The sequence below is a fragment of the Streptomyces sp. NPDC059080 genome (assembly GCF_042739975.1).
Classification (GTDB): domain Bacteria; phylum Actinomycetota; class Actinomycetes; order Streptomycetales; family Streptomycetaceae; genus Streptomyces; species Streptomyces benahoarensis.
In genome coordinates this window covers 21,131-46,622 of the sequence record NZ_JBHYGX010000020.1, presented here as the reverse complement: position 1 = coordinate 46,622, position 25,492 = coordinate 21,131, and the positions used below count along the sequence as shown (strand labels likewise).

At 73.0% G+C, this 25,492-nt stretch carries 22 protein-coding genes and 1 pseudogene; 6 read left to right on the top strand and 17 right to left on the bottom strand.

Going from position 1 to position 25,492, the window contains the following annotated elements:
• Positions 1 to 167 precede the first annotated feature (167 nt).
• A pseudogene (locus ACFWWQ_RS17505) lies at positions 168 to 329 on the bottom strand (trypsin-like serine protease); the annotation flags it as partial.
• A gap of 449 nt (positions 330 to 778) precedes the next feature.
• Between ACFWWQ_RS17505 and ACFWWQ_RS17500 the strand changes: the two are divergent.
• A complete protein-coding gene (locus ACFWWQ_RS17500) occupies positions 779 to 1,225 on the top strand; it encodes a cell division protein SepF (RefSeq protein ID WP_384596989.1) in 447 nt (148 codons plus the stop codon).
• 200 nt (positions 1,226 to 1,425) lie between these two features.
• Here the strand turns inward: ACFWWQ_RS17500 and ACFWWQ_RS17495 are convergent, their stop codons facing one another.
• The gene (locus ACFWWQ_RS17495) at positions 1,426 to 2,622 is read right to left on the bottom strand and encodes an acyl-CoA dehydrogenase family protein (protein ID WP_384596987.1); all 1,197 of its coding nucleotides are present in this window, start codon (positions 2,620 to 2,622) and stop codon (positions 1,426 to 1,428) included.
• A gap of 136 nt (positions 2,623 to 2,758) precedes the next feature.
• Positions 2,759 to 4,381: an MFS transporter gene (locus ACFWWQ_RS17490; RefSeq protein WP_384596984.1), complete on the bottom strand. Its 1,623-nt coding sequence runs from the start codon at positions 4,379 to 4,381 to the stop codon at positions 2,759 to 2,761.
• 215 nt (positions 4,382 to 4,596) lie between these two features.
• On the opposite strand from ACFWWQ_RS17490, the gene ACFWWQ_RS17485 reads away from it, so the two are divergent.
• Together ACFWWQ_RS17485 and ACFWWQ_RS17480 are read left to right on the top strand one after the other, a co-directional pair.
• Complete coding sequence (locus ACFWWQ_RS17485) at positions 4,597 to 5,787, top strand: hypothetical protein (RefSeq protein WP_384596982.1); 1,191 nt, start codon at positions 4,597 to 4,599, stop codon at positions 5,785 to 5,787.
• A 339-nt stretch (positions 5,788 to 6,126) separates the two neighbouring features.
• Complete coding sequence (locus ACFWWQ_RS17480) at positions 6,127 to 7,149, top strand: phosphatase PAP2 family protein (RefSeq protein ID WP_384596980.1); 1,023 nt, start codon at positions 6,127 to 6,129, stop codon at positions 7,147 to 7,149.
• 105 nt (positions 7,150 to 7,254) lie between these two features.
• Here the strand turns inward: ACFWWQ_RS17480 and ACFWWQ_RS17475 are convergent, their stop codons facing one another.
• Entirely contained in the window at positions 7,255 to 7,470 is a 216-nt protein-coding gene (locus ACFWWQ_RS17475) for an I78 family peptidase inhibitor (protein ID WP_384596978.1), read from the bottom strand.
• Between the two features lie 552 nt (positions 7,471 to 8,022).
• On the opposite strand from ACFWWQ_RS17475, the gene ctaD reads away from it, so the two are divergent.
• Positions 8,023 to 9,708 carry a cytochrome c oxidase subunit I gene (gene ctaD / locus ACFWWQ_RS17470; protein WP_384596976.1) on the top strand — a complete coding sequence of 562 codons (1,686 nt, stop codon included), beginning with the start codon at positions 8,023 to 8,025 and terminating at the stop codon, positions 9,706 to 9,708.
• A 7-nt stretch (positions 9,709 to 9,715) separates the two neighbouring features.
• Here the strand turns inward: ctaD and ACFWWQ_RS17465 are convergent, their stop codons facing one another.
• Both ACFWWQ_RS17465 and ACFWWQ_RS17460 read right to left on the bottom strand, forming a co-directional pair.
• Complete coding sequence (locus ACFWWQ_RS17465; protein ID WP_384596974.1) at positions 9,716 to 10,615, bottom strand: hypothetical protein; 900 nt, start codon at positions 10,613 to 10,615, stop codon at positions 9,716 to 9,718.
• Entirely contained in the window at positions 10,612 to 11,868 is a 1,257-nt protein-coding gene (locus tag ACFWWQ_RS17460) for a glycosyltransferase family 4 protein (RefSeq protein WP_384596972.1), read from the bottom strand. The genes ACFWWQ_RS17465 and ACFWWQ_RS17460 overlap by 4 nt, the downstream gene beginning before the upstream one ends.
• Positions 11,869 to 12,464: 596 nt before the next feature.
• Between ACFWWQ_RS17460 and ACFWWQ_RS17455 the strand changes: the two genes are divergently transcribed.
• Together ACFWWQ_RS17455 and ACFWWQ_RS17450 are read left to right on the top strand one after the other, a co-directional pair.
• Positions 12,465 to 13,256, top strand: a complete 792-nt coding sequence (locus ACFWWQ_RS17455; RefSeq protein ID WP_384596970.1) for a hypothetical protein — start codon at positions 12,465 to 12,467, stop codon at positions 13,254 to 13,256.
• A 173-nt stretch (positions 13,257 to 13,429) separates the two neighbouring features.
• A complete protein-coding gene (locus ACFWWQ_RS17450; protein WP_384596968.1) occupies positions 13,430 to 13,711 on the top strand; it encodes a hypothetical protein in 282 nt (93 codons plus the stop codon).
• Between the two features lie 63 nt (positions 13,712 to 13,774).
• Here the strand turns inward: ACFWWQ_RS17450 and der are convergent, their stop codons facing one another.
• From der to ald, 11 genes are all read right to left on the bottom strand, one after another.
• Positions 13,775 to 15,238 carry a ribosome biogenesis GTPase Der gene (gene der / locus ACFWWQ_RS17445; protein ID WP_384596966.1) on the bottom strand — a complete coding sequence of 488 codons (1,464 nt, stop codon included), beginning with the start codon at positions 15,236 to 15,238 and terminating at the stop codon, positions 13,775 to 13,777.
• Positions 15,239 to 15,328: 90 nt separating this feature from the next.
• Positions 15,329 to 15,985, bottom strand: a complete 657-nt coding sequence (locus tag ACFWWQ_RS17440) for a lysophospholipid acyltransferase family protein (protein ID WP_384596964.1) — start codon at positions 15,983 to 15,985, stop codon at positions 15,329 to 15,331.
• Positions 15,982 to 16,704 (bottom strand): (d)CMP kinase, encoded by a 723-nt coding sequence (cmk, locus tag ACFWWQ_RS17435; RefSeq protein WP_384596962.1) that lies wholly within the window; start codon positions 16,702 to 16,704, stop codon positions 15,982 to 15,984. Before cmk ends, ACFWWQ_RS17440 begins: the two co-directional genes overlap by 4 nt.
• A gap of 98 nt (positions 16,705 to 16,802) precedes the next feature.
• Positions 16,803 to 17,888 (bottom strand): prephenate dehydrogenase, encoded by a 1,086-nt coding sequence (locus ACFWWQ_RS17430; RefSeq protein ID WP_384596960.1) that lies wholly within the window; start codon positions 17,886 to 17,888, stop codon positions 16,803 to 16,805.
• Positions 17,889 to 18,103: 215 nt separating this feature from the next.
• Positions 18,104 to 19,108, bottom strand: a complete 1,005-nt coding sequence (locus ACFWWQ_RS17425) for an ADP-ribosylglycohydrolase family protein (RefSeq protein ID WP_384596958.1) — start codon at positions 19,106 to 19,108, stop codon at positions 18,104 to 18,106.
• Positions 19,109 to 19,192: 84 nt separating this feature from the next.
• Positions 19,193 to 20,293 carry a pseudouridine synthase gene (locus tag ACFWWQ_RS17420; RefSeq protein WP_384596956.1) on the bottom strand — a complete coding sequence of 367 codons (1,101 nt, stop codon included), beginning with the start codon at positions 20,291 to 20,293 and terminating at the stop codon, positions 19,193 to 19,195.
• A complete protein-coding gene (scpB, locus tag ACFWWQ_RS17415; protein WP_384596954.1) occupies positions 20,293 to 20,973 on the bottom strand; it encodes an SMC-Scp complex subunit ScpB in 681 nt (226 codons plus the stop codon). Before scpB ends, ACFWWQ_RS17420 begins: the two co-directional genes overlap by 1 nt.
• Positions 20,970 to 22,085, bottom strand: coding sequence for a segregation and condensation protein A (locus ACFWWQ_RS17410; RefSeq protein WP_384596952.1), 1,116 nt, complete (start codon positions 22,083 to 22,085; stop codon positions 20,970 to 20,972). Before ACFWWQ_RS17410 ends, scpB begins: the two co-directional genes overlap by 4 nt.
• Before the next feature lie 138 nt (positions 22,086 to 22,223).
• Positions 22,224 to 22,760, bottom strand: a complete 537-nt coding sequence (locus ACFWWQ_RS17405) for a hypothetical protein (RefSeq protein WP_384597120.1) — start codon at positions 22,758 to 22,760, stop codon at positions 22,224 to 22,226.
• Entirely contained in the window at positions 22,757 to 23,773 is a 1,017-nt protein-coding gene (locus tag ACFWWQ_RS17400; RefSeq protein WP_030285155.1) for a ParA family protein, read from the bottom strand. The genes ACFWWQ_RS17405 and ACFWWQ_RS17400 overlap by 4 nt, the downstream gene beginning before the upstream one ends.
• Positions 23,774 to 24,271: 498 nt before the next feature.
• The gene (gene ald, locus ACFWWQ_RS17395; protein ID WP_384596950.1) at positions 24,272 to 25,387 is read right to left on the bottom strand and encodes an alanine dehydrogenase; all 1,116 of its coding nucleotides are present in this window, start codon (positions 25,385 to 25,387) and stop codon (positions 24,272 to 24,274) included.
• Positions 25,388 to 25,492: the final 105 nt, after the last annotated feature.

Genomic DNA, 25,492 nt, shown 5'->3' with positions numbered 1-25,492 from the left:
TACCTCGGGTGTGCCGGGCGGGGGGGGGGACACCGGCCCCGGCAACGGGGGGGGGCGGGGTCCCGCCCCCGCGGGGGGGGCTGTATCCAGGCCCGGACCGGACCGTCGTCCGGCCGTACGCCGATATCAGCAGGTCAGGAGCGGTGAGCCAGTCCGCCCCGAGGGGATCAGCAGACGCTCGCGCCGTAGGCGCTGAGCGCCTCGGTGACGGGCTGGAAGTACGTCGTACCGCCCGAGGTGCAGTCGCCGCTGCCGCCGGAGCTCAGGCCGAGGGCCGTGGACCCGGAGTAGAGCGGGCCGCCGCTGCCGCCGGGCTCGGCGCAGACGGAGTTCGCCGCCCCGGCAGGCCCTCACGGGTGCGCCGGGACGGCGGTTGACCCCCTCGGTCGGGGGTGGGACGGAGCAGGCGCCGGAACGGTTCCGCTCCCCCGCCCGCAGCGCGAACGGCAGGGTGCCGGTCACCCGATCATCCGCCCGGCTCCGGGGCGTTTCCCCGGGCCGGGGACATATGCCCTGGTCTCCCGCCGGAACCTACCCGGCGGTCGAGGAGGGTGCCCGCGGACCGCGTGTCGACATGGTCCGCCGCCCGGGCCTATCGTGACTTCCATCACCCCGTCAGTTCCCGCCCCGCCCGCAGAAGCTGACAAGCCGCCACCCACTCTGCACCAGATCTGTCACGAACCCCCCGTGCGGCGGCTATCCACTTGGCACACCCTCCGCCTCATGAAGGACCATAGGGGGGCGGACATACAGACACCGCGGGTGAGAGGAGGCGTCCATGGGATCGGTGCGCAAGGCGAGTGCCTGGCTTGGCCTCGTCGACGACAACGATGACGAGCGTTATTACGACGACGACTATGCCGAGGGACCGGAGCACAGGGCCCAGGGGACCGGCTCCTGGGCGACCGACCCGGGTCTGCGGGTGGCCGAGCGCCCGGCCGAGGACCAGAGCACCCGCATCGCCACGGTCACCCCGGACGGCTTCGGGGACGCCCGCGGCATCGGTGAGCTGTTCCGCGGCGGCGTCCCGGTGATCGTCAACCTGACGGCGATGGAGTCGGGCGACGCCAAGCGCGTGGTGGACTTCGCCGCCGGTCTCGCCTTCGGACTGCGTGGCTCGATCGAGCGGGTCGCGACCCGCGTCTTCCTGCTCACCCCGGCCGACTACCGCGTCGTCAGCGGGGAGTCGCGGGACCGCAACGGCGGGTTCTTCAACCAGAGCTGACCGGGCGCGGGCCCGGTTTTCGTCCGGCGGAGGGGAAGGCGGCATGGACCGTCCCACCCTCCGCTTTTCACTGTCCGGCGACGGACGAGTTTTCACTCTCCGGCGACGGACGAGTTTTCACTCTCCGGCGACGGGCGGGGACGCGGCGGGGCGGGCGCCCTGCCCTCCCCCACCCGCGCACCCGCCCCGTACCGCCTCGCTCAGCGGAAGGCGTCCAGCCCCGTGAGCGCCTTGCCCAGCACCAACTGGTGCATCTCGACGGTGCCCTCGTAGGTGAGCACCGACTCCAGGTTGGTGGCGTGCCGCATGACCGGGTACTCCAGGGAGATGCCATTGGCGCCCAGGATCGTGCGGGAGGTGCGGCAGATCTCGATGGCCTCGCGGACGTTGTTGAGCTTGCCGAAGCTGACCTGCTCCGGGCGCAACCGCCCGGCGTCCATCCGCCGCCCGAGGTGGTGGGCGAGCAGGATGCCCTTGTGCAGTTCGACGGCCATGTCGGCGAGCTTGGCCTGGGTGAGCTGGAAACCGCCGATGGGCTTGCCGAACTGCTCGCGGGTGCGCGCGTACTCCAGCGCCGCCTCGAAGCTGGCGCGGGCCGCACCCATGGAGCCCCAGACGATGCCGTAGCGGGCGTGGCTCAGACAGCTCAGCGGGCCGCGCAGCCCGCGGACCTCGGGCAAGGCCGCGTCGGCCGGGAGCCGGACGTCGTCCAGGACCAGTTCGCTGGTGACCGAGGCGCGCAGCGACCACTTGTGGTGGATCTCGGGGGCGGCGAAACCGGGGGTGCCGGCGGGGACCACGAAGCCGCGGATGCCGTCGTCGGTGGCGGCCCAGACGACCGCGACCCCGGCGACCGAACCGTTGGTGATCCACATCTTGCGGCCGTTGAGGACCCAGTCGGACCCGTCGCGGCGGGCGTGGGTGCGCATCCCGGCGGGGTCGGAGCCGTGGTCCGGTTCGGTGAGGCCGAAGCAGCCGATGATCTCGCCGGACGCCATCCGCGGCAGCCACCGCTGCTTCTGTTCCTCGGAGCCGAAGCGGTGGATCGCGTACATGGCGAGCGAGCCCTGGACGGAGACGAGGGAGCGGATGCCGGAGTCGGCGGCCTCCAGCTCCAGGCAGGCCAGGCCGTACTGGACGGCGGAGGCCCCGGCGCAGCCGTAGCCGGTCAGGGACATGCCGAGGGCGCCGAGGGAGCCCAGTTCGCGGGCGAGGTCGCGGATGCCGGGGAGTTCGCCGCGCTCGTACCACCCGGCGATGTGCGGCAGGACCCGGTCGGCCGCCCAGCGGCGGACGGTGTCGCGCACCGCGCGGTCCTCGTCGGTGAGCAGGTCGTCGAGGCCCAGCGGGTCACCCGCGTCGAACGGCGGGAGCGGCGAGGAGGGCGTGGCGGACATGGCGGGGCCTCCGGCAGATCGGCGGAAAACTAGCAGTGGTAGTTATGGCGCGGTCCGACGGTACGGCGCACCCCGCCGCGCGGGCAAGAGCCGCCGCGCGGCGGGGTGTCGAAAAGAGGAGAAGAAAAGCGGGGCGTCAGCCGTGGGTCCGGGCGGCGGCGGGCTCGGCCTCCAGGCCCGGCGCGTTGTCGCCCTCGGCGCGCTCCACGGAGTCCGCGGCGCGGCTCGGCAGCCGCAGCGCGATGGCCGCACCGGCCAGCAGCAGCACCGCGCTGGCGACGAGCGTGATGTGCAGCCCGCGGACGAAGGCGTCACGGGCCACCACCCGCAGCGCCGCCCCGGCCGGACCGTCGAGAGCTGCCGCCACGTTGTACGCCTCGCCGAGCGAGTGCGACGCGGACGCCGCCTCCCGCGCGGACACCCCCGCGACATGGCCGATGCCGGGGGCGTAGGCGGCGTTCATGACGCTGCCGAGCAGGGCGACGCCGATGCCCGCGCCGAGCTGGTACGACGTCTCCCCGATGGCCGCCGCGCCGCCCGCCTGCTCCGGAGGCGCCTCGCTGAGCATCGACTCGTACGCGCCGAACAGCGTCGTCTGGAAGCCGAAGCCGAGGAGGACGAAGCCGGCGGAGAGCAGCCAGAAGCGGTCGTGGGCGTTCATCGCGGTCAGGCAGAGCACCGCACCGGCGGTGAGCACGAAACCGCAGGAGACCATGGTGCGCGGGCCGAGGATCTGGAGGATCCGGGAGCCGGTGAGGCCCGCCGCCATCGCCGCGAAGACCAGCGGCAGCATCCGCAGCCCGGTCTGCAGCGGCGAGAGCCCGAGGACGAGCTGGAGGTACTGCACGGCTATCAGCTGGAGGCCGACCAGGGCCAGCATCGCCAGCACGATGCAGCCGACGGACGTACCGAACGCCGACCGGGCGAAGAGCCGCATATCGATCAGCGGGTGCTCCCGGCGGTGCTGCCGCCGGACGAAGAGGACGAGCAGCAGCAGGCCCAGCACGATCGGGCCGAGGGTGGTCACCCCGAGGACGGCGGTGCCGCCGCCGATCCGCTTGACGCCCAGCACGACGCCGAGGACGCCGAGCGCCGCGACGACCGCGCCGACCACGTCCCAGGGGCCGTTGCGCTCACCCCGCGACTCGGGCAGCAGCCAGCGGCCGATCAGCAGCATGACCAGCATCATCGGGACGTTGATGAGGAAGACCGAGCCCCACCAGAAGTTCTCGACGAGGAAGCCGCCGAGGACCGGTCCGACCGCCGCGCCCACCGCGGCGACCGCGCTCCACACCCCGATGGCGACCGCCCGCTCCCGGCGGTCGGGGAAGACCTGCCGCAGGATCGACAGCGTGGCGGGCATGATCATGGCGCCGCCGATGCCGAGCAGCGCCCGGGCCGTCATCAGGATCTGCGGATTGGGCGCCAGCGCCGCGAGCGCCGACGCCGCGCCGAACAGGCCGTAGCCCAGCAGCAGGATCCGGCGCCGCCCCACCCGGTCGCCGAGCGTGCCGAAGAGGATCAGCAGCGACGCCGCGATCAGCGGATAGACGTCGACGATCCACAGCAGCTCCACCGGCCCGGGGCGCAGGTCCTCGGTGACGGAGGGCACGGCCACGTAGAGGATCGTGGTGTCCAGCGCGACGAACAGCAGGCTGACGCAGAGCACGATCAGTACGGTCCAGTGGTTCGCGCCCCCACCGGGGAGCCGGGGAACGCCGGCCATCCGTCCCGTGCCGGACGGGCTCGTCCCGGTCATGCACGTACCTCCCTGTCAGGCACTCGCGGCCGCGGACCGGGGCACGAAAAAGCCCCGGGTCGAACCGGCGGCACGGGCGAGTATGAGACGTCAGACTACGCGAGTGGGGAACGGTGTCGTGAGGCTCACCTCCTGATGAGACGCGTATCGCAGCGCCCGCAGTTGCCTCCCCGGGGCCCGCACGGCACCCGCCGGGCACCTGGATAATCGTCCGGATGAACGATCTCGCCTCGGCCGCCGCCCCCGGCCCGACGCTGTGCCGCCCCGCCGTCCGGGCCGCGCTGCGCCGCGCGCTGCCGGGGCTGGCGGCCTTCGCGGCGATCCGGCTGCTGGGCTGGGCGGTCCTCGCCGTCTGGTCCGCCTCGCGGGGCGCGAGCTGGCACACGCTGCTCACCGCCCGCTGGGACTCGCTCTGGTACACCCGCGTCGCGGAGCTGGGCTACGGCTACACCGTGCCGCTCCCCGGCGGCGGCACCCACTCCAACCTCGCGTTCTTCCCGCTGCTGCCGTGGCTGGAGCGGCTGGGCTCGGCGCTCGTCCCGCTCTCCCCCGCCGACGTCGGGATGGCCGTCGCCTGGCTCTCCTCCCTCGCCGCCGCCTGGGCGCTGTACGCGACGGGCGAGCGGCTGTACGGGCCGCGGGCCGGGGTCGCGCTGGCCGCGCTGTGGGGTGCGCTGCCGATCGGCATCGTGCAGTCGATGGCGTACTCCGAGTCGCTGTTCACCGCCCTCGCGGCGTGGGGCGTGTACGCGGTGTGGACCGGGCGGTGGGTGTGGGCCGGGGTGCTGGCGTCGCTCGCCGGGCTGACCCGGCCGGTGGGCGTCGCCGTGGTCGCCGCCGTGTGGCTGACCGCCGCGGCGGCGCTCCTCGCCGACCGGGCGGGCGGCGCCACGCTGCGGTCGAGCCTGGCGCGGCGCCGCGGGCTGGCGACGGGCGTGCTGCTCGCGCCGCTCGGCTGGTGCGGCTACTTCCTGTGGGTCGGCGCGCAACAGGGCAGCCTCACCGGCTATCTCGACGTCCAGGGCGCCTGGGGCAACGGCTTCGACGGCGGACTCGCCTTCGGCCGCTTCCTGTGGGGCCTGCTGACCGGGCCCGGCTGGGCCGGTGGCCTCGGACTGACCGCCGGGGTCGCGCTGGTCCTCGTCCTCTACGCGGCGGGCGTGCGCCGGGGGCAGCCGCTGCCGCTGCTCGTCTACTGCGGGGTGGTGGTGTTCCTCGCGCTGACCGCGAAGGGCTTCTTCGGCTCCAAACCGCGGCTGATGCTCCCGGCGTACCCCCTGCTGCTGCCGCTGGCCGCGGGCCTCGCCCGGTGGCGCCCGCTGCGGGCCGGGCTGCTGATCGGCGCGGTGGCGGTGGGCTCGGCGCTCTACGGGGCGTTCTGGCTCAACGGCACCGGACCTCCGTGAGCGGACCTCCGTGAGCACACTCCGGGGCGTACCACGTGGGCTCCCCTGCCCGTCTGCACCGGCCCTCCGTGACCGGACGGTCCCCCTCCGTGACCGGCCCGGCGCCGGGAAACGGCGGGGCAACGCCCGTACCGCGCACGGATAAACGGTCGTGGTGAAAAGAAGATAAAGCTCTCGATGAAGTGCGGCGAGAGGCTCGGACGGGAATCCGATTCTCCGTTAATTCGGTTCCTATTCGCCGCCGCCCGGCGACTTCCCGGGCACATTCCACATCACATCGTCATTACAAAGCGCACGGTCTGACCAGGTGCCTACATCACACGCGGTAACGTCGATTGAGTGCGTACCGATGAGAAGCTGGACCAGAGGGAGGGGCACCCGCCCGATCGAGCCCGACCACGCATGACCCCGACCCGCCAATGGCTGTTCTGGGGCACGCTGGCGGTGTATCTCGTGATCGTGGCCGGGGTGCTGGCCTCCACGTGGCTGGTCACCTTCGACTGGCAGGTCATGTTCTTCCGGCCCTACAAGCAGTGGCCGTCGATCCATGCCTTCCTCGACTACTTCGTCGTCCTGGGCCAGCGCGGCCCCACGGCGGTGGCCGTTGCCGCGTGGCTGGGCTGGCGCTGCTGGCGTCAGCGCAACCTCCACCCGCTGCTGGTCCTCGGCGCCTCGCTGCTGCTGCTGAACATGACGGTGGGCGCCGCGAAGATCGGCATGGGCCGCCTGGGACCGCACTACGCGACGGTCGTCGGCTCCAACGAGATGTGGCTCGGCGGCGATATATTTCCGTCCGGACACACCGCGAACGCCGTGGTCACGTGGGGTGTGCTGGCGTATCTGGCGACCACGTCGCTGCGCCGCAGGACCCTCTCGGTGATCGCCGCGCTGGGCGCACTGGGCGTCGGGATGACGACGGTCTACCTCGGTACGCACTGGGTCAGCGACGTCCTGCTGGGCTGGGCCGCCGGTCTGCTGGTGCTGCTGGCGCTGCCGTGGATCGAGCCGGGGATCATCTGGGTGGAGGACCGCCTGATGGGCATCATCCTGCGGCTCTGGCTGCGACTGCGCCCCGATTCGCTGCGCGGCCCGCTCCCGGCCGCCGCCCCCGCCGGACTCTCCCCGCAGCCCGTGACCCCGGACGGCGAGGTGGTACGGCACGACGCCGTCCCCGGCCCGCCGGCGCGGAGCGGCGCCACCCGCGCGCCGGACGGACGCCCGCACCACCCGGCGCGGCCGCACGCCTCCCGCGCGGAGCGCGCGCCGGTCACCCCGGCGGGCAGCCGCCGGCCGCCGCACGCCGACCGTCCGCCGCGCACCACCCCGCTGAGCCCGGCCACCGGGCGCGGCCCCGGCGGCTGAGACCGCCGCACACACCGCGGGGCCGGTACGCACACCCGCACCCCGCGCCGAAAGGCCCCAGCCGCTCCCTGTGAGCGGCCGGGGCCTTCGTCGTACGCGAGTGCCTCACCCCCGCCAGCTACGGCGTACCCGGCCGTCCTCGACCTCGAAATTGAGCCGTCCGGCGCGGTACTCCATGGTGATCAGCGCGCCCGGCGGCAGCGCGCGGACGACGCTCCAGCCGCGGCCGCCGGCGCGCTCCTCCGCCTCCTGCCGGGCGAGGCCCACGTACGCCTCGGGGTCGTCGTCCGGTTCGTTCGGGAGCTGTGGTTCGGGTGCCATGGGTGCCACGGTAGGCGCCCGCGGCGGCACACGGAAGGGCGTTCGGTTCCGCGCTCCGGTCTCTTCACGGTCTTTCATTGGTCACACTTGTGTCACGGCCAACGTCTCGGCGTTTGCGGTAACTTCCGTCACTCCAACGCGCCGTACACCGACGCATCCGGGTGGAAAACAAAGCATCCGTCATTGCGCCGGGCGCGAATTCTGGACACCCCGGCCGGACTCTTTACCCGGAAGGGTGAGCGCGGCCGGAATTACGCCCCGACCGCGCCGCGGATTCCCATCGGATGGGGGAATTCACCGGCCGCGGCAGCCCGCGAAATGAGACACATTCCACACACACTTTTCGCACATCGGTCCTCCCGGCCGCCGGCGAGCCGCCCGCCGCTCCCCCGCACCGGGCCCGTGCCCCGCCGCTGGCAGGCGGGCGAATCGCACCGGAACGGACCGGAGCGCCCCCTCGCTCCGCCCGAACGCCGCGCGCATCATGTGGCGCGTCCCCCGGTCCGGCTCCTGTCCGGCCCCGGTCCGCCCCCGACGAACGAGGTGCCGCGCATGGGAACCGACACCGCAGCAGCCCTCCCGCCGGTCAGGGCGCGGCACCGCGGGCGGGTGCTGGCCGACTGGCTGTCGACGACGGACCACAAGAAGATCGGGCACCTCTACCTGATCACGTCGTTCGGGTTCTTCCTGGTCGGCGGGGTGCTGGCGCTGGTGATGCGCGCCGAGCTGGCCCGCCCGGGGCTCCAGCTGATCAGCGCCGAGCAGTTCAACCAGGCGTTCACCATGCACGGCACGATCATGCTGCTGCTCTTCGCCACCCCGGCGTTCGCAGGGTTCGCCAACGAGATCATGCCGCTCCAGATCGGGGCGCCGGACGTCGCCTTCCCCCGGCTGAACGCGCTGTCGTACTGGTTCTACCTCTTCGGCGGGCTGATGGTCCTCGGCTCCTTCCTCACGCCGGACGGCGGCCCGTCCTTCGGCTGGACCGCGTACGCGCCGCTGAACTCCTCGTTCCACTCCCCTGGCATCGGCCCGGACCTGTGGGTGATGGGCCTGGCGCTGGCCGGGTTCGGGACGATCCTGGGGGCGGTCAACTTCATCACCACGGTCATCACGCTGCGGGCGCCGGGCATGACGATGTTCCGGATGCCGGTCTTCACCTGGAACATCCTCTTCACGTCGGTCCTGGTGCTGATGGCGTTCCCGGTGCTCGCGGCGGCGCTGCTGGTGCTGGAGGCGGACCGGCGGTTCGGGGCGGTGGTGTTCGAGCCGCAGTGGGGCGGTGCGCTGCTGTGGCAGCACCTCTTCTGGTTCTTCGGGCACCCGGAGGTGTACATCATCGCGCTGCCGTTCTTCGGCATCATCACCGAGATCATCCCGGTCTTCTCCCGCAAGCCGGTGTTCGGCTACGTCATGCTGATCGGCGCCACCATGGCGATCACCGCGCTGTCGGTGATGGTCTGGGCGCACCACATGTTCGCCACCGGGGCGGTGCTGCTGCCGTTCTTCTCCCTGCTGTCGTTCCTGATCGCGGCGCCGACGGGGGTGAAGTTCTTCAACTGGATCGGCACGATGTGGCACGGCTCGCTGTCGTTCGAGACGCCGATGCTGTGGTCCGTGGGCTTCCTGGTGAGCTTCCTCTTCGGCGGGCTGACCGGCGTCATCCTCGCCTCGCCGCCGCTGGACTTCCACGTCACCGACACGTACTTCGTCGTCGCCCACTTCCACTACGTGGTCTTCGGGACGGTGGCGTTCGCGACGTTCGCCGGTTTCTACTTCTGGTGGCCGAAGTTCACCGGCAAGCTGCTCGACGAACGGCTCGGGAAGATCCACTTCTGGACGCTCTTCACCGGCTTCCACCTCACCTTCCTCGTCCAGCACTGGCTGGGCGTCGAGGGCATGCCGCGCCGCTACGCCGACTACCTCGCGGCCGACGGCTTCACCGCCCTCAACACGCTCTCCACCATCGGCGCGTTCCTGCTCGGCATCTCCACGCTGCCGTTCCTGTACAACGTCTGGCGGACGTCGCGGTACGGCACCCGCACCACGCTGGACGACCCCTGGGGCTTCGGGCGCTCGCTGGAGTGGGCGACGTCGTGCCCGCCGCCCCGGCACAACTTCACCACCCTGCCGCGCATCCGCTCCGAGTCGCCCGCCTTCGACCTGCACCACCCGGAGGTGGCCGCCGACGCCGCCCGGCGGGCCGCGGCGGCGGCGCGCGGGGAGACCGGGTCCTGACGCTGCGTCAGCCGACGGTGTCCGGGCCCGCGACCCGCAGCGCCAGATCGTTGTCGAGCGTGTAGTACGGGCCGACCCGGACCTCCGTCCCGGCCACCGGGACGGGCACCGCGGGGTAGGCGAAGACCTGCTTCTTGTCCGCGACGTCGTCCAGCAACCGGCCGATCCGCACCGGCGGCGCGCCCTCGGCGGGCACCAGCCACAGGTCCCACGGCTCGCCGCCGCCGTGCCAGTGCCCGACCGGCCCGGCGTAGGGCAGCGTGAAGGAGAAGCGGGCGCCGTCGGCGGTGAGCGGGACGGTGACGGTGACGCCCCCGGCGTCCTCGGCACGGCGGGCCCGGGCCTCCACATGGGCGCCCGGACCGGGCAGCGCGCCGTAGAGCCGCCCCTCGACCGTCATTCCCTCGCGGTCCACCAGGATGTCCCCGGCCTCGGCATGCGGTCCGCGCAGCCAGCTGCGCAACGCCAGATTGCCGAGCTTGGTGGTGTACGGGATGCGGACGCCGAGGCGGCCGATGCCCGCGAGCGGGCGGCGGTCCACCAGGGAGCGCAGGTCGTTGAGGCCGGGCAGCAGACGGCGTGGGGCGTGGCCGTCGCCGAGGTCGGCGTAGACCTGCCAGCGGCCCTCGGCGAGCGCGACGGTGCTGGGGAGGACGGCGCGCAGCCCGCCCGCGCCGTTCGGCCCCAGCGGCAGCCGCACCTCCTCGGCGTCCGCGCCGCGCAGCCGCAGCACCAGCGCCGCGCTCCAGGTCGTGCGGACGTCCGGCGGGGCGGCCAGGTCGAAGGTGAGGCCGCCCGCGGAGTCGGCGATGCAGACGGCGGTCAGCCCGGGTGGGTCGCCGTCGGCCCCGGAGGCCGCCGGCCTGCGGCCGGAGCCCGCCGCGGGCAGTCGCGTCGAGGTGTTCATACCGTCCGCACCCCTCTCAGCGCGGCGCTCGCCGCGTCCTTGGTGGTGTAGGCGCCGCTCAGCAGGGCACCGCGGGTACGGTGCAGCGCGCCGCGCAGGCGGTTGGCCCGCTTCTCCTCCAGCAGCTGCCCGAAGAGCGCTTCGTACCGCGCGGCGACCCGGGCGGGGTCGAACCGGGCGGCGGCGGTGAGCGCCGCGCGGCCCATCCGGCGGCGCCCGGCGTCGTCGTTGATCAGGGAGAGCAGGGCCCCGGCCAGCGCACCGGGGTCGCCCACGGGGACGAGTCTGCCGTCCACGCCGTCATCGATGATCTCCCCGGGGCCGTGCGGGCAGTCGGTGGCGACGACGGGCAGGCCGCAGCGCATCGCCTCGACGATCGTCATGCCGAAGGACTCCAGGCTGGAGGAGACGGCGGCGATCGAGCCCTTGGCCCACTCGGACTCCAGAGGATTGGCCGGGCCCATCAGGAAGACGTGGTTGTAGAGGCCGAGCTCGTCGATGAGCGCGCGCAGTGCGGCCTTCTCGGAGCCACCGCCGTAGATCCGCAGCCGCCAGTCCGGGCGGGCGGCCGCGACCTCGGCGAACGCGCGGATCAGCAGGTCGTACCGCTTGACGCGGGCGAGCCGCCCGGCCGCGACGACCCACTTGCCGGTGGCGTCGGCCGGGGCGAGGCCGGGCGCGGGCACGCTGTTGGGCACCGCCTCGACGCGGACGCCGGGCAGCCGCAGACGGCGGTAGGCGGCAGCGTCCGCCTCGGTGACGGTGGTGAGCGCGTCCAGGCGCGGGTAGACGCCGCGCAGCGCCAGCCGCAGCGCCCTGCTGTGGGAGTCGAGGGTGAGGTGTTCCTGGCCGACACGGACCACGCCGCGGCGGGTCTGCCGGGCGACGTGGACGTTGAGGCCGGGGCGGGTGCCGACGACGAGGTCCGCCTCGACGCGGCGCAGATGCCGGGCGATCCGCCGGTCGGTCAGCTCGCTGTACTGGCCGAAGCGGCCCTCGGCGGCGGGGAAGACCTTCGCCGCCCGGGCGAACTCCGGGGCGTTCCCGTCGTAGGCGGGGCTGTCCTCACGGAGGTCCACGAGGTGGCGCAGCCGGACGCCGGGGCCCAGGCCGAGGACGGGGGTGTCGCGGTGGCGCAGCACGGAGACGATCTCGACGTCATGGTGCGCGGAGAGCGCATGGGCGAGATTGAACGTCGTGCGGATCGTGCCGCCGATGCCGTACGCGTTGTGAATCAGGAATGAGATGTGCATCCGTCCCGTATCCCCTGGCCTTCCGGTCGCCCTGGCGCCGGATCGTGTCGTCGACGCGGTGTGCGGTCCCGCCCCACCGGAGGGCGGCGCCGCTGCGGCGACGCTCCCCACCCGGGCGACGGGGCCCGCGCATCCTTCAGGAGGTCGTCGTGTATCCGACTCCTGAACGGTTTGACCGAGCCGGACGGTTCCGGGTTGAGGGCTTATGCCAAATTGTTCCGAGAAAGTTAGGCCATCGGTAGCGATATGACGGAACCTGCGGCACCGATTCGGCATCGGCCGCCGCCGTCAGCCCGGATCCGCGGCGGCGGGCGGCGCGGGCGGGCAGCAGCGCGGCGACGGCATCGGCATCGGCATCGGCATCGGCATCGGCATCGGCAAGGACGAACGGTCCCGAATGACGCCGCAGGGCTGGCGCCCGGCGACCGTTTTCGGCACTCCATTCCCGTGTGCGGTGATCGGTTCGATTCCGTGCCGGTCCGCGCGTGACTCCGGCCACCGCTCACCCGTTGTCCATGTCGGCGAGCCGGGGACGACACCCGGCCCCGTACCAGCCGGGGTCCCCCGGCACCCACGCAGAGATCGAGGAGCCACCCGTGCCGCGCATGCTCGACGTCAGTGACGACGTTCGCGCCGAGATCGGCGACGAAGAAGCCGACCGCCTGCTGGCCGGTGGAGACGCCCCCGGCAGCTACGACTGCACCTCCTGCCGCACCCCGGGCAACAGCGCCCAGGAGCGCACCAGCACCGTCCTGTTCGTCGGCGAGGAGACCGCGGTGCTCGCCTTCGCCCACGCCACCTGCATCCCCTCGCAGGTCGTCTCGGTCTCGGAGGAACAGCTCAAGGGCGCCGTGCAGTCCATCACCGCCGCACAGGAGTCCGGGACGGCGCCCACCCGCCCGGTCCCGGCGAGCGAGCGCCAGGCGACGCTCGGGATCACCTGCGGGCTGGTGCTGGTCTCCGGCGAGCTGCGGGCGGCGCTGGTCGTCGAGCCGGACGGCCCGATCGCCCGCCCCGGTTCGGTCAGCCTGGACGACGACTTCCTGCCGCTCCTGCTGGAGCAGGGCTTCCACCCGGTCACCGACGTGGACGCGCTGCCCGCGCCGAACCCGGGCTGGTCGGCGCTGCTCGCCATGGGCAAGCTGCACGCCGTGCTGCAGCCGGGCAACACCGGCAGCCAGGCCGCATGGTGGCAGGCGCACCAGCCGCTGGCCGTGTCCGACGGCTGGCGGGCCGCCGCCACGAAGGCCCAGTCGGTGCTGATGTACGCCGCGCCGTCCGGCTCCATCGGCCACCAGCCGCGGGAGGACCTGATGCGCCAGGCGATGGAGAAGGCCGCGGCCCAGGGCGTGCTGGTCGCCGCCGAGATGCCGCTGGCCGGCACCTGAGCCTCCGGACCCCACCGATCGCGGGGGTGTTCCCGTCGAACCGTACGGGAACGCCCCCGCGATCCGTCATTTCCGGATCGAGGCCGCATCCCCGGCGATTCGGGTTCGTTGGTGCAGACGTGCACCCATATGACCCCTTCTCCCGCTCCCGCCCTCCGCAGCAGATCCCCGGTATGCGTCCGTCGCAGGACCCCGGGGCCGCCGGGACCGGCCGTTCGGCCACACCGATCTACGACGCGCTGTACGCCGAGTACCGGCGGGCGTTCCGGGCGTTGCCCGGCGACCGGACCGGCGAGGAGGAGGGACCGCGTCCGGGGCACGGCGGCAGCAGCTGGAGCCGCGCCGCGGCCTCGCCCGGCCAGTGGGAGCGCACCGCCCGCCAGCCGTACCGGCCGCGTGGCGCCCTGCCCGCGCTGCCGCCGGGAACGCGCGGCGCCCGGCCGCACGACCACTGAGCCGTACCACCGGGCGCGGGGCCCGTACCGGGGCCGGGCCACCGTACGGCCCGGCCCCCGCCGTCACTTCTTCTTCTGGTTGCGCTTCTCGCGCACCCGGACGGAGAGGTGGATCGGGGTGCCCTCGAAGCCGAACTCCTCGCGCAGACGGCGCTCGATGAAGCGGCGGTAGCCCGCCTCCAGGAAGCCCGAGGCGAAGAGCACGAACCGCGGCGGCTTCGTCCCCGCCTGCGTACCGAAGAGGATGCGGGGCTGCTTGCCGCCGCGGATCGGGTGCGGGTGGGCGGCGACGATCTCGCCGAGGAAGGCGTTCAGCCGGCCGGTGGGGACACGGGTCTCCCACCCGGCGAGCGCCGTCTCGATCGCCGGGACCAGCTTCTCCATGTGGCGGCCGGTGCGCGCCGAGACGTTCACCCGCATCGCCCACGGCACCTGCACGAGATCCCGCTCGATCTCCCGCTCCAGGTAGAAGCGGCGCTCCTCGTCGAGGTTGTCCCACTTGTTGTACGCGATGACCAGGGCGCGCCCGGCCTCCACGGCCATGGTGATGATGCGCTGGTCCTGCACGCTGATCGACTCGCTCGCGTCGATCAGGACGACGGCGACCTCGGCCTTCTCGACGGCGGCGGCGGTACGCAGCGAGGCGTAGTAGTCGGCGCCCTCCTGGAGGTGGACCCGGCGGCGGATACCGGCGGTGTCGACGAACTTCCAGGTGGTGCCGCCCAGCTCGATCAGTTCGTCGACCGGGTCGCGGGTGGTGCCGGCGATTTCGTTGACGACCACGCGCTCCTCCCCGGCGACCTTGTTGAGCAGCGACGACTTGCCGACGTTCGGGCGGCCGATCAGGGCGATGCGGCGGGGGCCGCCGAGCCCGGTGCCGAAGGTCTGCTCGGGCGCCTCGGGCAGCGCGTCGAGGGCGGCGTCCAGCATGTCGCCGGTGCCGCGGCCGTGCAGCGCGGACACCGGGTGCGGCTCGCCGAGGCCGAGCGACCAGAGCATCGCGGCGTCGGCCTCGCCGGAGGGGCCGTCGACCTTGTTGGCGACGAGCACGACGGGCTTGCCGGCGCGGCGCAGCAGCTTGACGACGGCCTCGTCGGTGTCGGTCGCGCCGACCTTGGCGTCGACGACGAAGACGACGGCGTCGGCGGCCTCGATGGCGAACTCGGCCTGCATCGCGACGGAGGCGTCGATGCCGAGGACGTCCTGCTCCCAGCCGCCGGTGTCGACGACCTTGAAGCGGCGGCCGTTCCAGTCGGCCTCGTAGGTGACGCGGTCGCGGGTGACGCCCGGCCGGTCCTCGACGACCGCCTCACGGCGGCCGATGATGCGGTTCACCAGCGTCGACTTGCCGACGTTGGGGCGGCCGATGACGGCGAGGACGGGCAGTGGGCCGTGCCCGGCCGCCGCGATGTCCCCGCCGACCTCCTGGGGGTCGAAGCCCTCCTGCGCGGCGAGCTCCATGAACTCCGCGTACTCGGCATCGCCAAGCGCACCGTGCTCGTCGCCGGTGTCGATCTGGTCGTTCATGAAGTCCGTTCCTCGTCCTGCTCACTGTGCGGCGTCGGCCGCGTGGCTTCGTCATCGGCGGGCCGCGTCGGTCCGCCGCTCAAGTGTCGGTCAGCGCCCGGTCAGGCGCCTGGCGTTTTCCAGGTGGGCGGTGAGCCGGCCCTGGATCCGCTCGGTCGCCTCGTCCAGCGCCTTGCGGGTGCGCCGCCCCGAGCCGTCCCCCGCCTCGAAGGCGTCGCCGAAGACGACGTCGACGCGGGAGCGCAGCGGCGGCACCGCCGGGGCGAGGCGGCTGTGGCGGTCGGCGGAGCCGAGCACCGCCACCGGGACGACCGGCGCGCCGGAACGCACCGCGAAGTACGCGAGACCGGCCCGCAGCGAAGCGAAGTCGCCCTCGCCCCGGGTGCCCTCCGGGAAGATGCCCAGCACACCGCCGTGCTCCAGCACCGCGAGGGCGCCGGTGATCGCCTTGCGGTCGGTGGTGGCACGGTCCACCTTCAGCTGGCCGATGCCACGCAGGAACGGGTCCAGCGGGCCGATGAACGCTTCCTTCTTGATCAGGAAGTGCACCGGCCGGGGCGCTGTGCCCATCAGCATCGGGCCGTCGAGGCCGTGCGCGTGGTTGACCGCCAGGATCACCGGCCCGGCCGACGGCACCCGCCAGGCGCCCAGCACCCGGGGCCGCCACAGGCCGTACATCAGGCCGATGCCGATCCGCCGGCCGACCGCGGCACCCGCCTCGCTCGGGGCCACGTCGCTGGTGGTCACCGCGCGTCCCGCCCCGCCTTCGCGGCGCCCGCGCCCTCGATGAGGGTGACGACGCACTCGATGACCTGCTCCAGCGTCAGCTCGGTGGTGTCCACCTCGACGGCGTCGTCGGCCTTGGCCAGCGGCGAGGTCTTACGGGAGGAGTCGGCGGCGTCGCGCTTGATCAGGGCCTCGCGGGTGGCCGCCAGGTCGCCGGCCTCCTTGCCCTTCAGCTCACCGCTGCGGCGGGCGGCGCGCGCCTCGGCGGAGGCGGTGAGGAAGACCTTGAGGTCGGCGTCGGGCAGCACCGTGATGCCGATGTCGCGGCCCTCCACGACGATGCCGTGCGGCGCCTCGGCGGCGATGGTGCGCTGCAGCTCGGTGATCCGGGAGCGCACTTCGGGCACGGCGCTGACGGCGCTGACCGCGGAGGTGACCTCCTGGGTGCGGATCGGACCGGCCGCGTCGAGGCCGTCGACGGCGATGGCCGGGGCGGCCGGGTCGGTGCCGGAGACGATGGCGGGCTTGCCACTGGCCTCGGCGACCGCCATGGCGTCGTTCACGTCGATGCCGTTGCTCAGCATCCACCAGGTGATCGCACGGTACTGGGCGCCGGTGTCGAGGTAGCCGAGGCCGAGCTTGGCGGCGACGGCCTTGGACGTGCTGGACTTGCCCGTGCCAGCGGGGCCGTCGATGGCGACAATCACTGCAGCCGGGGCGGTCCGGGCGGCGGTTTCCACGGTGGTGAACACCTTTCTGGTTGCACGGGGCGGGGGTCCACGGGCCGAATGGCCTCCGTCAAGGTTACTGGCTCCCCCGCGGCCCGTGGTCCACGGTGTCAGCGGCGGATCGACCAGCCCCGCTCCCGCAGCTCCGCGGTGAGCTGCGCCACCGCGCCCGGCTCCACCGTGAGCTGGATGAAACCGGCCTGCTGGCCGGTGGCGTGCTCGATGCGGACGTCCTCGATGTTGACCCCGGCCCGGCCCGCGTCGGCGAAGATCCGGGCCAGCTCACCGGGCTGGTCACCGATGTGGACAGCGACGACCTCGTACGCGGCGGGGGCGGCGCCGTGCTTGCCCGGGACCCGCTCGCGTCCGGCGTTGCCGCGGCGCAGCACGTCCTCGATGCCCTCCGCGCCACCCGTGCGCTGCTGCTCGTCCGCGGACTCCAGGCCCCGCAGCGCCCGGACCGTGCCGTCCAGATCGGCGGCGACCGCGGCGAGGATGTCGGCGACCGGGCCGGGGTTGGCGGAGAGGATGTCGAGCCACATCGCCGGGTCCGAGGCGGCGATGCGGGTGACGTCCCGGATGCCCTGGCCGCACAGGCGCACGGCGGTCTCGTCGGCGTCCTTGAGGCGGGCGGCGACGAGGCTGGAGACCAGCTGCGGGGTGTGCGAGACGAGGGCGACGGCACGGTCGTGTGCGTCGGCGTCCATGACCACCGGGACGGCGCGGCAGAGCGCGACCAGCTCCAGCGCGAGGTTGAGGACCTCGGTGTCGCCGCCCGGGGACGGGGTCAGCACCCAGGGCCGCCCCTCGAAGAGGTCGGCGGTGGCCGCGAGCGGACCGGAGCGCTCCCGGCCCGCCATCGGGTGGGTGCCGAGGTAGGCGGAGAGATCGCAGCCCAGCTCCTGGAGCTGACGGCGCGGGCCGCCCTTGACGCTGGCGACGTCTATGCAGGCGCGGGCGGCGCCGCGGCGGAGCACCCCGGCGAGGGTGTCCGCGACGTGCGCGGGCGGCACCGCGACGACGGCGAGGTCGACCGGGCCCGGCGGCGGCTCGGCGACGCCCGCGCCGAGCGCCGCGGCCGTACGGGCCTGCGTCGGGTCGTGGTCCTCCAGGTACACCTGCACGCCGCGGGCCCGGAGGGCGAGCGCGACGGAGGTGCCGATCAGGCCCGTGCCGATGACGAGTGCGGATCTCACTGGGCGATGTCCTTTCGCGGCGCCGCGGTGGCACCGGGGTACACAGGCGCGATGCCGGCCCCGGCGAAGCCGCTGCCGACGGCCCCACCGACCGCTCGTACGCTCACGTCCTGCTCCCTGCCTCGGTGCGCACACCCCGCACGCACACGATCAAGCGTATCCAGCACCACGGACAGTGGTGCGCGGCGACCGACCGGCGGACAGCGGCCGGCGGGTCAGGCGTCCCAGGCGGCGCCCAGGGCCAGCAGGTCCGCGCGGTGCTCGATGCGGTCGGTCCACTCCCGGGGCCAGGCACCGGCACCGAGGCGGGCCCCGGCGAACGCCCCGGCGAGGCAGGCGAGGGAGTCGGAGTCGCCGGAGCTGACGGCGGCCCGGCGCACCGCGGTGACCGGCTCGTCGGGGAAGAGCAGGAAGCAGTACAGGCCGGTGGCGAGCGCCTCCTCGGCGATCCACCCGGCGCCGGTGGCCGCGCAGGGGTCGGCCTCGCGGTCCGGGGCGCGCAGCGCGGCGTCCAGCCGGTCGAGGACGGCGAGGCAGTCGTCCCAGCCGCGGGCGAGATACGCCTGCGGGGTGGCGTCCCCGGAGCGGCGCCACAGGTCGCCGAGCCAGTCCTCCTGGTAGGCGGTGCGCGAGGCGTGGGCGTACTCCCGCAGCAGGGCGGTCAGCCTGTCCGGGTGCGCCCCGTCGGCGAGTGCCCGCACGGCGTACGCGGTGAGGTCGGAGGCGGCGAGCGCGGTGGGGTGGCCGTGGGTGAGGGCACCCTGGAACTGCGCGGCGCCGGAGCGCTCGCGCGCCGTGAGGCCCGGTACGAGGCCGACGGGCGCGACCCGCATGTTGGCGCCGCACCCCTTGGAGCGCATCGGCGCGGCCTCGGTCCAGTGCGTACCCGGCTCGGCGAGCCGGGCGCAGGCGGTGAGGCAGGTGGTGCCGGGGGCGCGGTTGTTCTCCGGGGAGCGCCACCAGGCGACGTACGCGGCGCGGGCCGGGGGCTCCAGGGTGTGGGCGGTGAGCGACCCGGCGGCCCGCGCGGCCTCCAGCGCCTGGCCCAGGGCCAGCGTCATCTGGGTGTCGTCGGTGATGAGCGCGGGCTCCGGCAGCGGGAGGCGGCGCCAGTCGCCGTGGGCGGCCAGGACCGCGGGTACGTCCTGGAACTCGGTCGGATAACCGAGCGCGTCCCCCAGTGCGAGCCCCATCAGTGCGCCGGTCGCCGCGGATCCCATGAAAACCACCCCTTAATCGTCACGATGACAATAAGGGGTGGTGATCACTACGGGCAAGCGGGGCCTCTTTACAGGTCGACCTCTTTACAGGTCGACCTCGCGCATCAGCATGCCGACCTCGGTGTTGGTCAGGCGGCGCAGCCAGCCGGACTTCTGGTCGCCCAGCGCGATCGGGCCGAACGCGGTGCGCACCAGCTTGTCGACGGGGAAGCCCGCCTCGGACAGCATCCGCCGCACGATGTGCTTGCGGCCCTCGTGCAGGGTGACCTCGACGAGGTAGTTCTTGCCGGTCTGCTGCACGACGCGGAAGTGGTCCGCGCGGGCATAGCCGTCCTCCAGCTGGATGCCGTCCTTGAGCATCCGGCCGATCTCGCGCGGCAGCGGGCCCTGGATCGCGGCGAGGTAGGTCTTCTGCACGCCGTACCTCGGGTGCGTCAGGCGGTGGGCCAGCTCGCCGTGGTTGGTGAGCAGGATGATGCCCTCGGTCTCGGTGTCCAGCCGCCCGACGTGGAAGAGCCGCGTCTCACGGTTGGTGACGTAGTCGCCGAGGCACTGACGGCCGTCCGGGTCCTCCATCGTGGAGACGACCCCGGCGGGCTTGTTGAGCGCGAAGAAGAGGTGCGACTGGGTGGCGACGGTGAGGCCGTCGACCTTGATCTCGTCCTTCTCCGGGTCGACGCGGACGCCCTGCTCCAGGACGATCTCGCCGTTGACCTCGACACGCGCCTGCTCGATCAGCTCCTCGCAGGCGCGCCGCGAGCCCATACCGGCGCGGGCCAGGACCTTCTGCAGCCGCTCGCCCTCCTGCTCGCCGAACGTCTTCGGGGTCTTGACCTGCGGCTTGTTGTGCCGGGCGCGGTTGCGCTCCTCGATCTTGGCATCCAGCTCGCGGGGGCGCGACGGCGCCGTTCCCCGGCCGCGCTGCGGGCCGCCCTTGGGCGCGCCCTGCTTCGCGCCGGTGCGGGGGCCGCCCTTGGCGCCGCCCCGGGCCGCGGCACCCCGGGCGCCGCCGCTCTTCGGGGCGGACCCGCGGCCGTCGCCGCCGGACTCGCCCACGTCGTAGCGGCGCTCCTCGGGACGGGGCCGACCCGCGCGCTGCTGCTTCTCGTCGCGGTTGTTCCCGGCGTCACGGTAGTTGCCCCTACCGCCGCCGCTGCCCGTGCTGTTCCTGCCGCTGCTTCGCATCAATGATCCGTCTGAGAGTCGCCGCTGTCGTCCACTTCGAACGACGGGATACCTTCCGGGGAGTCGCGCTCGACCGCCTCCGCCTCCGGGAGGAACGGTGCGAGATCCGGGAGCTCATCCAGGCCACGCAGGCCCAACCGCTCCAGAAAGTACGTCGTCGTCCTGTACAGGATCGCACCTGTTTCGGGTTCCGTCCCCGCCTCCTCCACGAGCCCGCGCTGGAGGAGGGTGCGCATCACACCGTCACAGTTGACCCCGCGTACGGCGGAGACCCGGGAACGGCTGACCGGCTGACGGTACGCGACCACGGCCAGAGTCTCCAACGCGGCCTGGGTCAGCCGGGCCGTCTGCCCGTCCAGGACGAAGCTCTCCACGGCGTCGGCGTACGCGGCACGGGCGTAGAACCGCCAGCCCCCGGCGACCAGCCGCAGGTCGAAGCCGCGGCACTGGCTGTCGTACTCGTCGGCCAGTTCGTGCAGCGCCCGGGCGACCGCGCGGCGGGGCCGCTGCACCACCCGGGCCAGGTGTTCCTCGGTCGCCGGGGCGTCGACGACCATGAGGACGGCCTCCAGCGCGGGCTTCAGCTCCAGCTCCGCCACGCCGAGCGCCCCGGCCGGCTCCCCGGGCCGCACGGGCCCGCCCTGCTCCGTGACGTCGTACGCCTCACCGGCCCCGCTCACGCGCGCTCTCCCTCGTCGTCGGTCCCGCCGGACGCGTCGCCCGGCTCGTCATCGGCCTTGTCCGCGGCGTCGGGCCGTCCCTCGTATCCGTCGGTGACCTGCGGTGCCGCGTCGTCGGGGCCCGTCCAGCGAACCGTGAGGGTGCCCAGGGCCTCCGGCTGGTCCAGGGCCACCGCCCGCTCCCGGTACAGCTCCAGCAGCGCCAGGAAGCGCGCCACGACGGTGAGGGTGTCGGGGGCGTCGGCCACCAGCTCGGCGAAGGTGCGCGCGCCCGCCTCACGCAGCAGCGCCGCCACCACCCCGGCCTGTTCCGCGACGCTGACCAGCGGCGCGTGGATGTGGTCGACGTAGACCTGCGGGCGGGCCTTCGGCTGTATCGCCTTGACGGCGAGCCGGGCGAACCCCTCGGGGCCGATGCCCAGCACCACCTCCGGCAGCAGCTCGGCGTGCTCAGGCTCCAGGCCGACGGTCCGGGGATGGCGGCGCGCCTCGTCCGCCAGCCGGTCGCCGAAGACGTCCGCGATCCGCTTGTACGCGCGGTACTGCAGCAGCCGGGCGAAGAGCAGGTCACGGGCCTCCAGCAGCGCCAGGTCTGCCTCGTCCTCGACGGCGGCGACGGGCAGCAGCCGGGCGGCCTTGAGGTCCAGCAGGGTGGCCGCGACGACCAGGAACTCGGTGGTCTGGTCGAGGTCCCAGTCCGCGCCCATGGCCCGGATGTGCGCCATGAACTCGTCGGTGACCTGGGAGAGCGCGACCTCGGTGACGTCCATCTTGTGCTTGGAGATCAGCTGAAGGAGGAGGTCGAAGGGCCCCTCGAAGTTGTCCAGCCGGACGGTGAACCGGCCGTCACCGGGGGCGCCGGACCCCGGGGCCCCGTCGGCGGTCTCGGCAGACTCGGCGGTCTCGGCGGTCTCGGCAGACTCGGCGGTCTCGCTGCCGGGCCGGTGCGCGCCGGGCCCCGGCGCTCCGGCCGCGGGCGTCTCCTCGGCCGCCGGGGCTCCGCCCGGCTCCGTGGCGGCCCCGTCCGGGTCCGCCGTGCCGTCCTCCGCCCCCCGGCCGACGGTAGGGCGCGGGGGCCGCGGGGAGGCGGTGTCGTGCTGGGTCGTCGGCATCGTGGTCCAGGGTGCTGCGGGCCCCGCGCACGGGCGGGCTGACGCGCGGGCGGCGGGCCCGCGTAGGCGGCAGGCTATCGGGGCCCGGGGCGGCCGGGCCCTGTCGTCGCGGGGCGGACGGGAGGGTGACGACAGGGCCTACCGGCCGCGCAGCCGCCGTACCAGGATGCTGGCGTCGCCGCGGGACTCCAGGTCGGCGAGGACGACGGCGACGGCCTCGCGGACGATCCGGCCGCGGTCGACGGCGAGTCCGTGCTCACCGCGCAGCACCAGCCGGGCGTGTTCCAGATCCATCAGCTCCTCGGCGGAGACATAGACGGTGATCTTCTCGTCGTGGCGCTCGCGGCCGCTGGGGCGGCGGTTGGCGCCCCGGCCCCCGCGGCGGCGGGCCGCCCCGCCCGGCTGCGCGGCGGCGGCCTCCGGCACCGCCCGGCTCTCCGGCCGGCGGTGCCCGTTGGCGGCCTCCTGGTCCGCGCCGCGCCCGCCGTGCTCGGCCGGGGCGGTGCGCGCCGCGGTGGCGTCCGCCGGACCATCGGGCGCCGGGTCCAGCTCACCGCCCGGCGACGGCACCCGGGGCGCCTCGTCGCCGGATTCGGCCGTGCGGCGGGGCGGTGAGGGCTGCAGGCCCGTACCCCCGGTGGTGCGGAACAACTCGTCGGCGCCCGGCAGACTCACTCGGCGTGACACCGGGCGAGCACCTCCCTGGCGAGCTGACGATAGGCGGCGGCCCCCACGGAGTTGGAGGCGTACGTGGTGATCGGCTCGCCCGCGACGGTCGTCTCGGGGAAGCGGACCGTACGGCCGATGACGGTGTGGTAGACGTGTTCGTCGAACGCCTCCACGACGCGCGCCAGCACCTCACGGCTGTGCACGGTGCGGGAGTCGTACATCGTCGCCAGGATGCCGTCCAGCTCCAGGTCGGGGTTGAGCCGCTCCTGGACCTTCTCGATCGTCTCGGTGAGCAGCGCGACACCGCGCAGCGCGAAGAACTCGCACTCCAGCGGCACGATGACCTTGTGCGCCGCCGTCAGTGCGTTGACGGTGAGCAGGCCGAGCGAGGGCTGGCAGTCGATGACGATGTAGTCGTAGTCGTTCATCAGGGGCTTGAGCGCGCGCTGCAGCGTCGACTCGCGGGCCACCTCGCTGACCAACTGCACCTCGGCGGCGGAGAGGTCGATGTTGCTGGGCAGCAGGTCCATGTTGGGGACCGCCGTCTTGAGCAGCACCTCGTCGGCCGACATGCCCCGCTCCATGAGCAGGTTGTAGACCGTCAGGTCGAGCTCCATCGGGTTGACGCCGAGGCCGACCGACAGGGCACCCTGCGGGTCGAAGTCGACGAGCAGCACCCGGCGCCCGTATTCGGCGAGTGCGGCGCCCAGGTTGATGGTCGAGGTGGTCTTGCCGACCCCGCCCTTCTGGTTGCACATCGCGATGATCTTGGCGGGGCCGTGCTCCGACAACGGTCCCGGGATCGGGAAGTACGGCAGCGGACGGCCGGTCGGGCCGACGCGCTCGCGGCGCTGACGGGCAGCGTCCGGCGCGAGCGTGGCCGCGTACTCGGGGTCCGGCTCGTACTCCGCGTCCGGATCGTAGAAATGCCCCTGGGGCAGGTCTTCGTAGTCGGCGAGACGGGTGGGATCTCCACTGCCCCGGTCGCCGGCCGTGGCGTTCACGTAATGGCCGTCCATGCTCTGGTGGGCTGTCGAGGTCATGCTCGGGTGGGCTGCGGGGGTGCGGACCGCTACGGAGCCGACAGCCTTGCGCCCCGAGGGGGCGTGGCCCCGCGCAACTGCTCCTGGCTGAGCACCTCCGGGAGTAATTGTCGACTCATTCACAAGTCGTCGTACCTCCTTGGATGGAACCAGGAAACTTATCGATAGGTCAGCGTGACACCATGCCGACGATTGGCGACTCTATGGCGTGTCGGGCGTCCGCAGCAACACAATCCACCCGACCCGGCGCGATGTGACGGATACGAAACCCGCCCATGTCAAGGGTGCAAGCCGCGCGCACATGAGGCTTCGGGGGTACGCGAATCACCTCAAGGGTTACGTACGACGCAAGTTGCGCGCCCCCACGCCGGAGCCGCACCGACGCCGTGGTACGGGCGTGTCACACACGCGACCGGCCGGGCCCCGTCGACGGGACCCGGCCGGTTGTTCCGCATGGACGCGCGCGGTTGACGCTCAGCCCAGGAGGGCGCTCAGCTCCACGGACTCCAGGCCGTGCGCCTCGGCGACCTCGCGGTAGACGACCTTGCCGTCATGGGTGTTGAGGCCCTTGGCCAGCGCGGCGTCGCGGCGCAGCGCCTCGGCCCAGCCGTTGTTGGCGAGCGAGACGATGTACGGCAGGGTCGCGTTGGTCAGCGCGTAGGTGGAGGTGTTGGGCACCGCGCCGGGCATGTTGGCGACGCAGTAGAACACCGAGTTGTGGACCTGGAAGGTCGGGTCGGCGTGCGTGGTGGGGTGCGAGTCCTCGAAGCAGCCGCCCTGGTCGATCGCGATGTCGACAAGGACACTCCCGGGCTTCATCTTGGCGACCAGCTCGTTGGTGACGAGCTTGGGGGCCTTGGCGCCGGGGATCAGGACCGCGCCGACGACGAGGTCGGCCTCGACGACGGCCTTCTCCAGCTCGTAGGCGTTGGAGACGATCGTCTGCACCTTGGTGCCGAAGATCCGGTCGGCCTCGCGGAGCTTGTTGATGTCCTTGTCGAGCAGGGTGACGTGGAAGCCGAGGCCCACGGCGATCTGCACGGCGTTCCAGCCGGAGACGCCGCCGCCGATGACGACCGCCTTGCCCGCCTGGACACCGGGGACGCCGCCGGGCAGCACGCCGCGGCCGCCGACCTGGCGCATCAGGTGGTAGGCGCCGACCTGCGGGGCGATACGGCCCGCGACCTCGGACATCGGGGCGAGCAGCGGCAGCGCGCGGTTCGCGGTCTCGACGGTCTCGTAGGCGATGGCGGTGGTGCCGGACTCCAGCAGCGCGTCGGTGCACTCACGGGAGGCCGCGAGGTGCAGGTAGGTGAAGAGGGTCTGGTCCTTGCGGAGGCGGTGGTACTCCTCCGCGATCGGCTCCTTGACCTTCAGGAGCAGGTCGGTGGTGGCCCAGACCTCGTCGGCGGTGTCGAGGATGTTCGCGCCGGCGGCCACGTACTCCTCATCGGGGATGGAGGAGCCGACACCGGCGTCCTTCTCGATGAAGACCTGGTGGCCGTTGCGGACCAGTTCGTTGACACCGGCGGGCGTGATCGCCACCCGGAACTCGTTGTTCTTGACCTCGCGGGGGATACCGATCTTCACGTCGATCACGGTCCTTGAAAGAGTGCTTACAGGAGAATTATCCCTCATGCGACACATGACGGAACTGACCGCGAGCGACGCGGCGAACCCAGTCTATTGAAGGAT

Bases quoted from the DNA above. Each gene is read 5' to 3' on its own strand.
- ACFWWQ_RS17500 (WP_384596989.1), top strand. From the start codon at position 779: ATGGGATCGGTGCGCAAGGCGAGTGCCTGGCTTGGCCTCGTCGACGAC.
- ACFWWQ_RS17495 (WP_384596987.1), bottom strand. From the start codon at position 2,622: ATGTCCGCCACGCCCTCCTCGCCGCTCCCGCCGTTCGACGCGGGTGAC.
- ACFWWQ_RS17490 (WP_384596984.1), bottom strand. From the start codon at position 4,381: ATGACCGGGACGAGCCCGTCCGGCACGGGACGGATGGCCGGCGTTCCC.
- ACFWWQ_RS17485 (WP_384596982.1), top strand. From the start codon at position 4,597: ATGAACGATCTCGCCTCGGCCGCCGCCCCCGGCCCGACGCTGTGCCGC.
- ACFWWQ_RS17475 (WP_384596978.1), bottom strand. From the start codon at position 7,470: ATGGCACCCGAACCACAGCTCCCGAACGAACCGGACGACGACCCCGAG.
- ctaD (WP_384596976.1), top strand. From the start codon at position 8,023: ATGGGAACCGACACCGCAGCAGCCCTCCCGCCGGTCAGGGCGCGGCAC.
- ACFWWQ_RS17465 (WP_384596974.1), bottom strand. From the start codon at position 10,615: ATGAACACCTCGACGCGACTGCCCGCGGCGGGCTCCGGCCGCAGGCCG.
- ACFWWQ_RS17460 (WP_384596972.1), bottom strand. From the start codon at position 11,868: ATGCACATCTCATTCCTGATTCACAACGCGTACGGCATCGGCGGCACG.
- ACFWWQ_RS17450 (WP_384596968.1), top strand. From the start codon at position 13,430: ATGCGTCCGTCGCAGGACCCCGGGGCCGCCGGGACCGGCCGTTCGGCC.
- der (WP_384596966.1), bottom strand. From the start codon at position 15,238: ATGAACGACCAGATCGACACCGGCGACGAGCACGGTGCGCTTGGCGAT.
- ACFWWQ_RS17425 (WP_384596958.1), bottom strand. From the start codon at position 19,108: ATGGGATCCGCGGCGACCGGCGCACTGATGGGGCTCGCACTGGGGGAC.
- ACFWWQ_RS17420 (WP_384596956.1), bottom strand. From the start codon at position 20,293: ATGCGAAGCAGCGGCAGGAACAGCACGGGCAGCGGCGGCGGTAGGGGC.
- ACFWWQ_RS17410 (WP_384596952.1), bottom strand. From the start codon at position 22,085: ATGCCGACGACCCAGCACGACACCGCCTCCCCGCGGCCCCCGCGCCCT.
- ACFWWQ_RS17400 (WP_030285155.1), bottom strand. From the start codon at position 23,773: ATGGACGGCCATTACGTGAACGCCACGGCCGGCGACCGGGGCAGTGGA.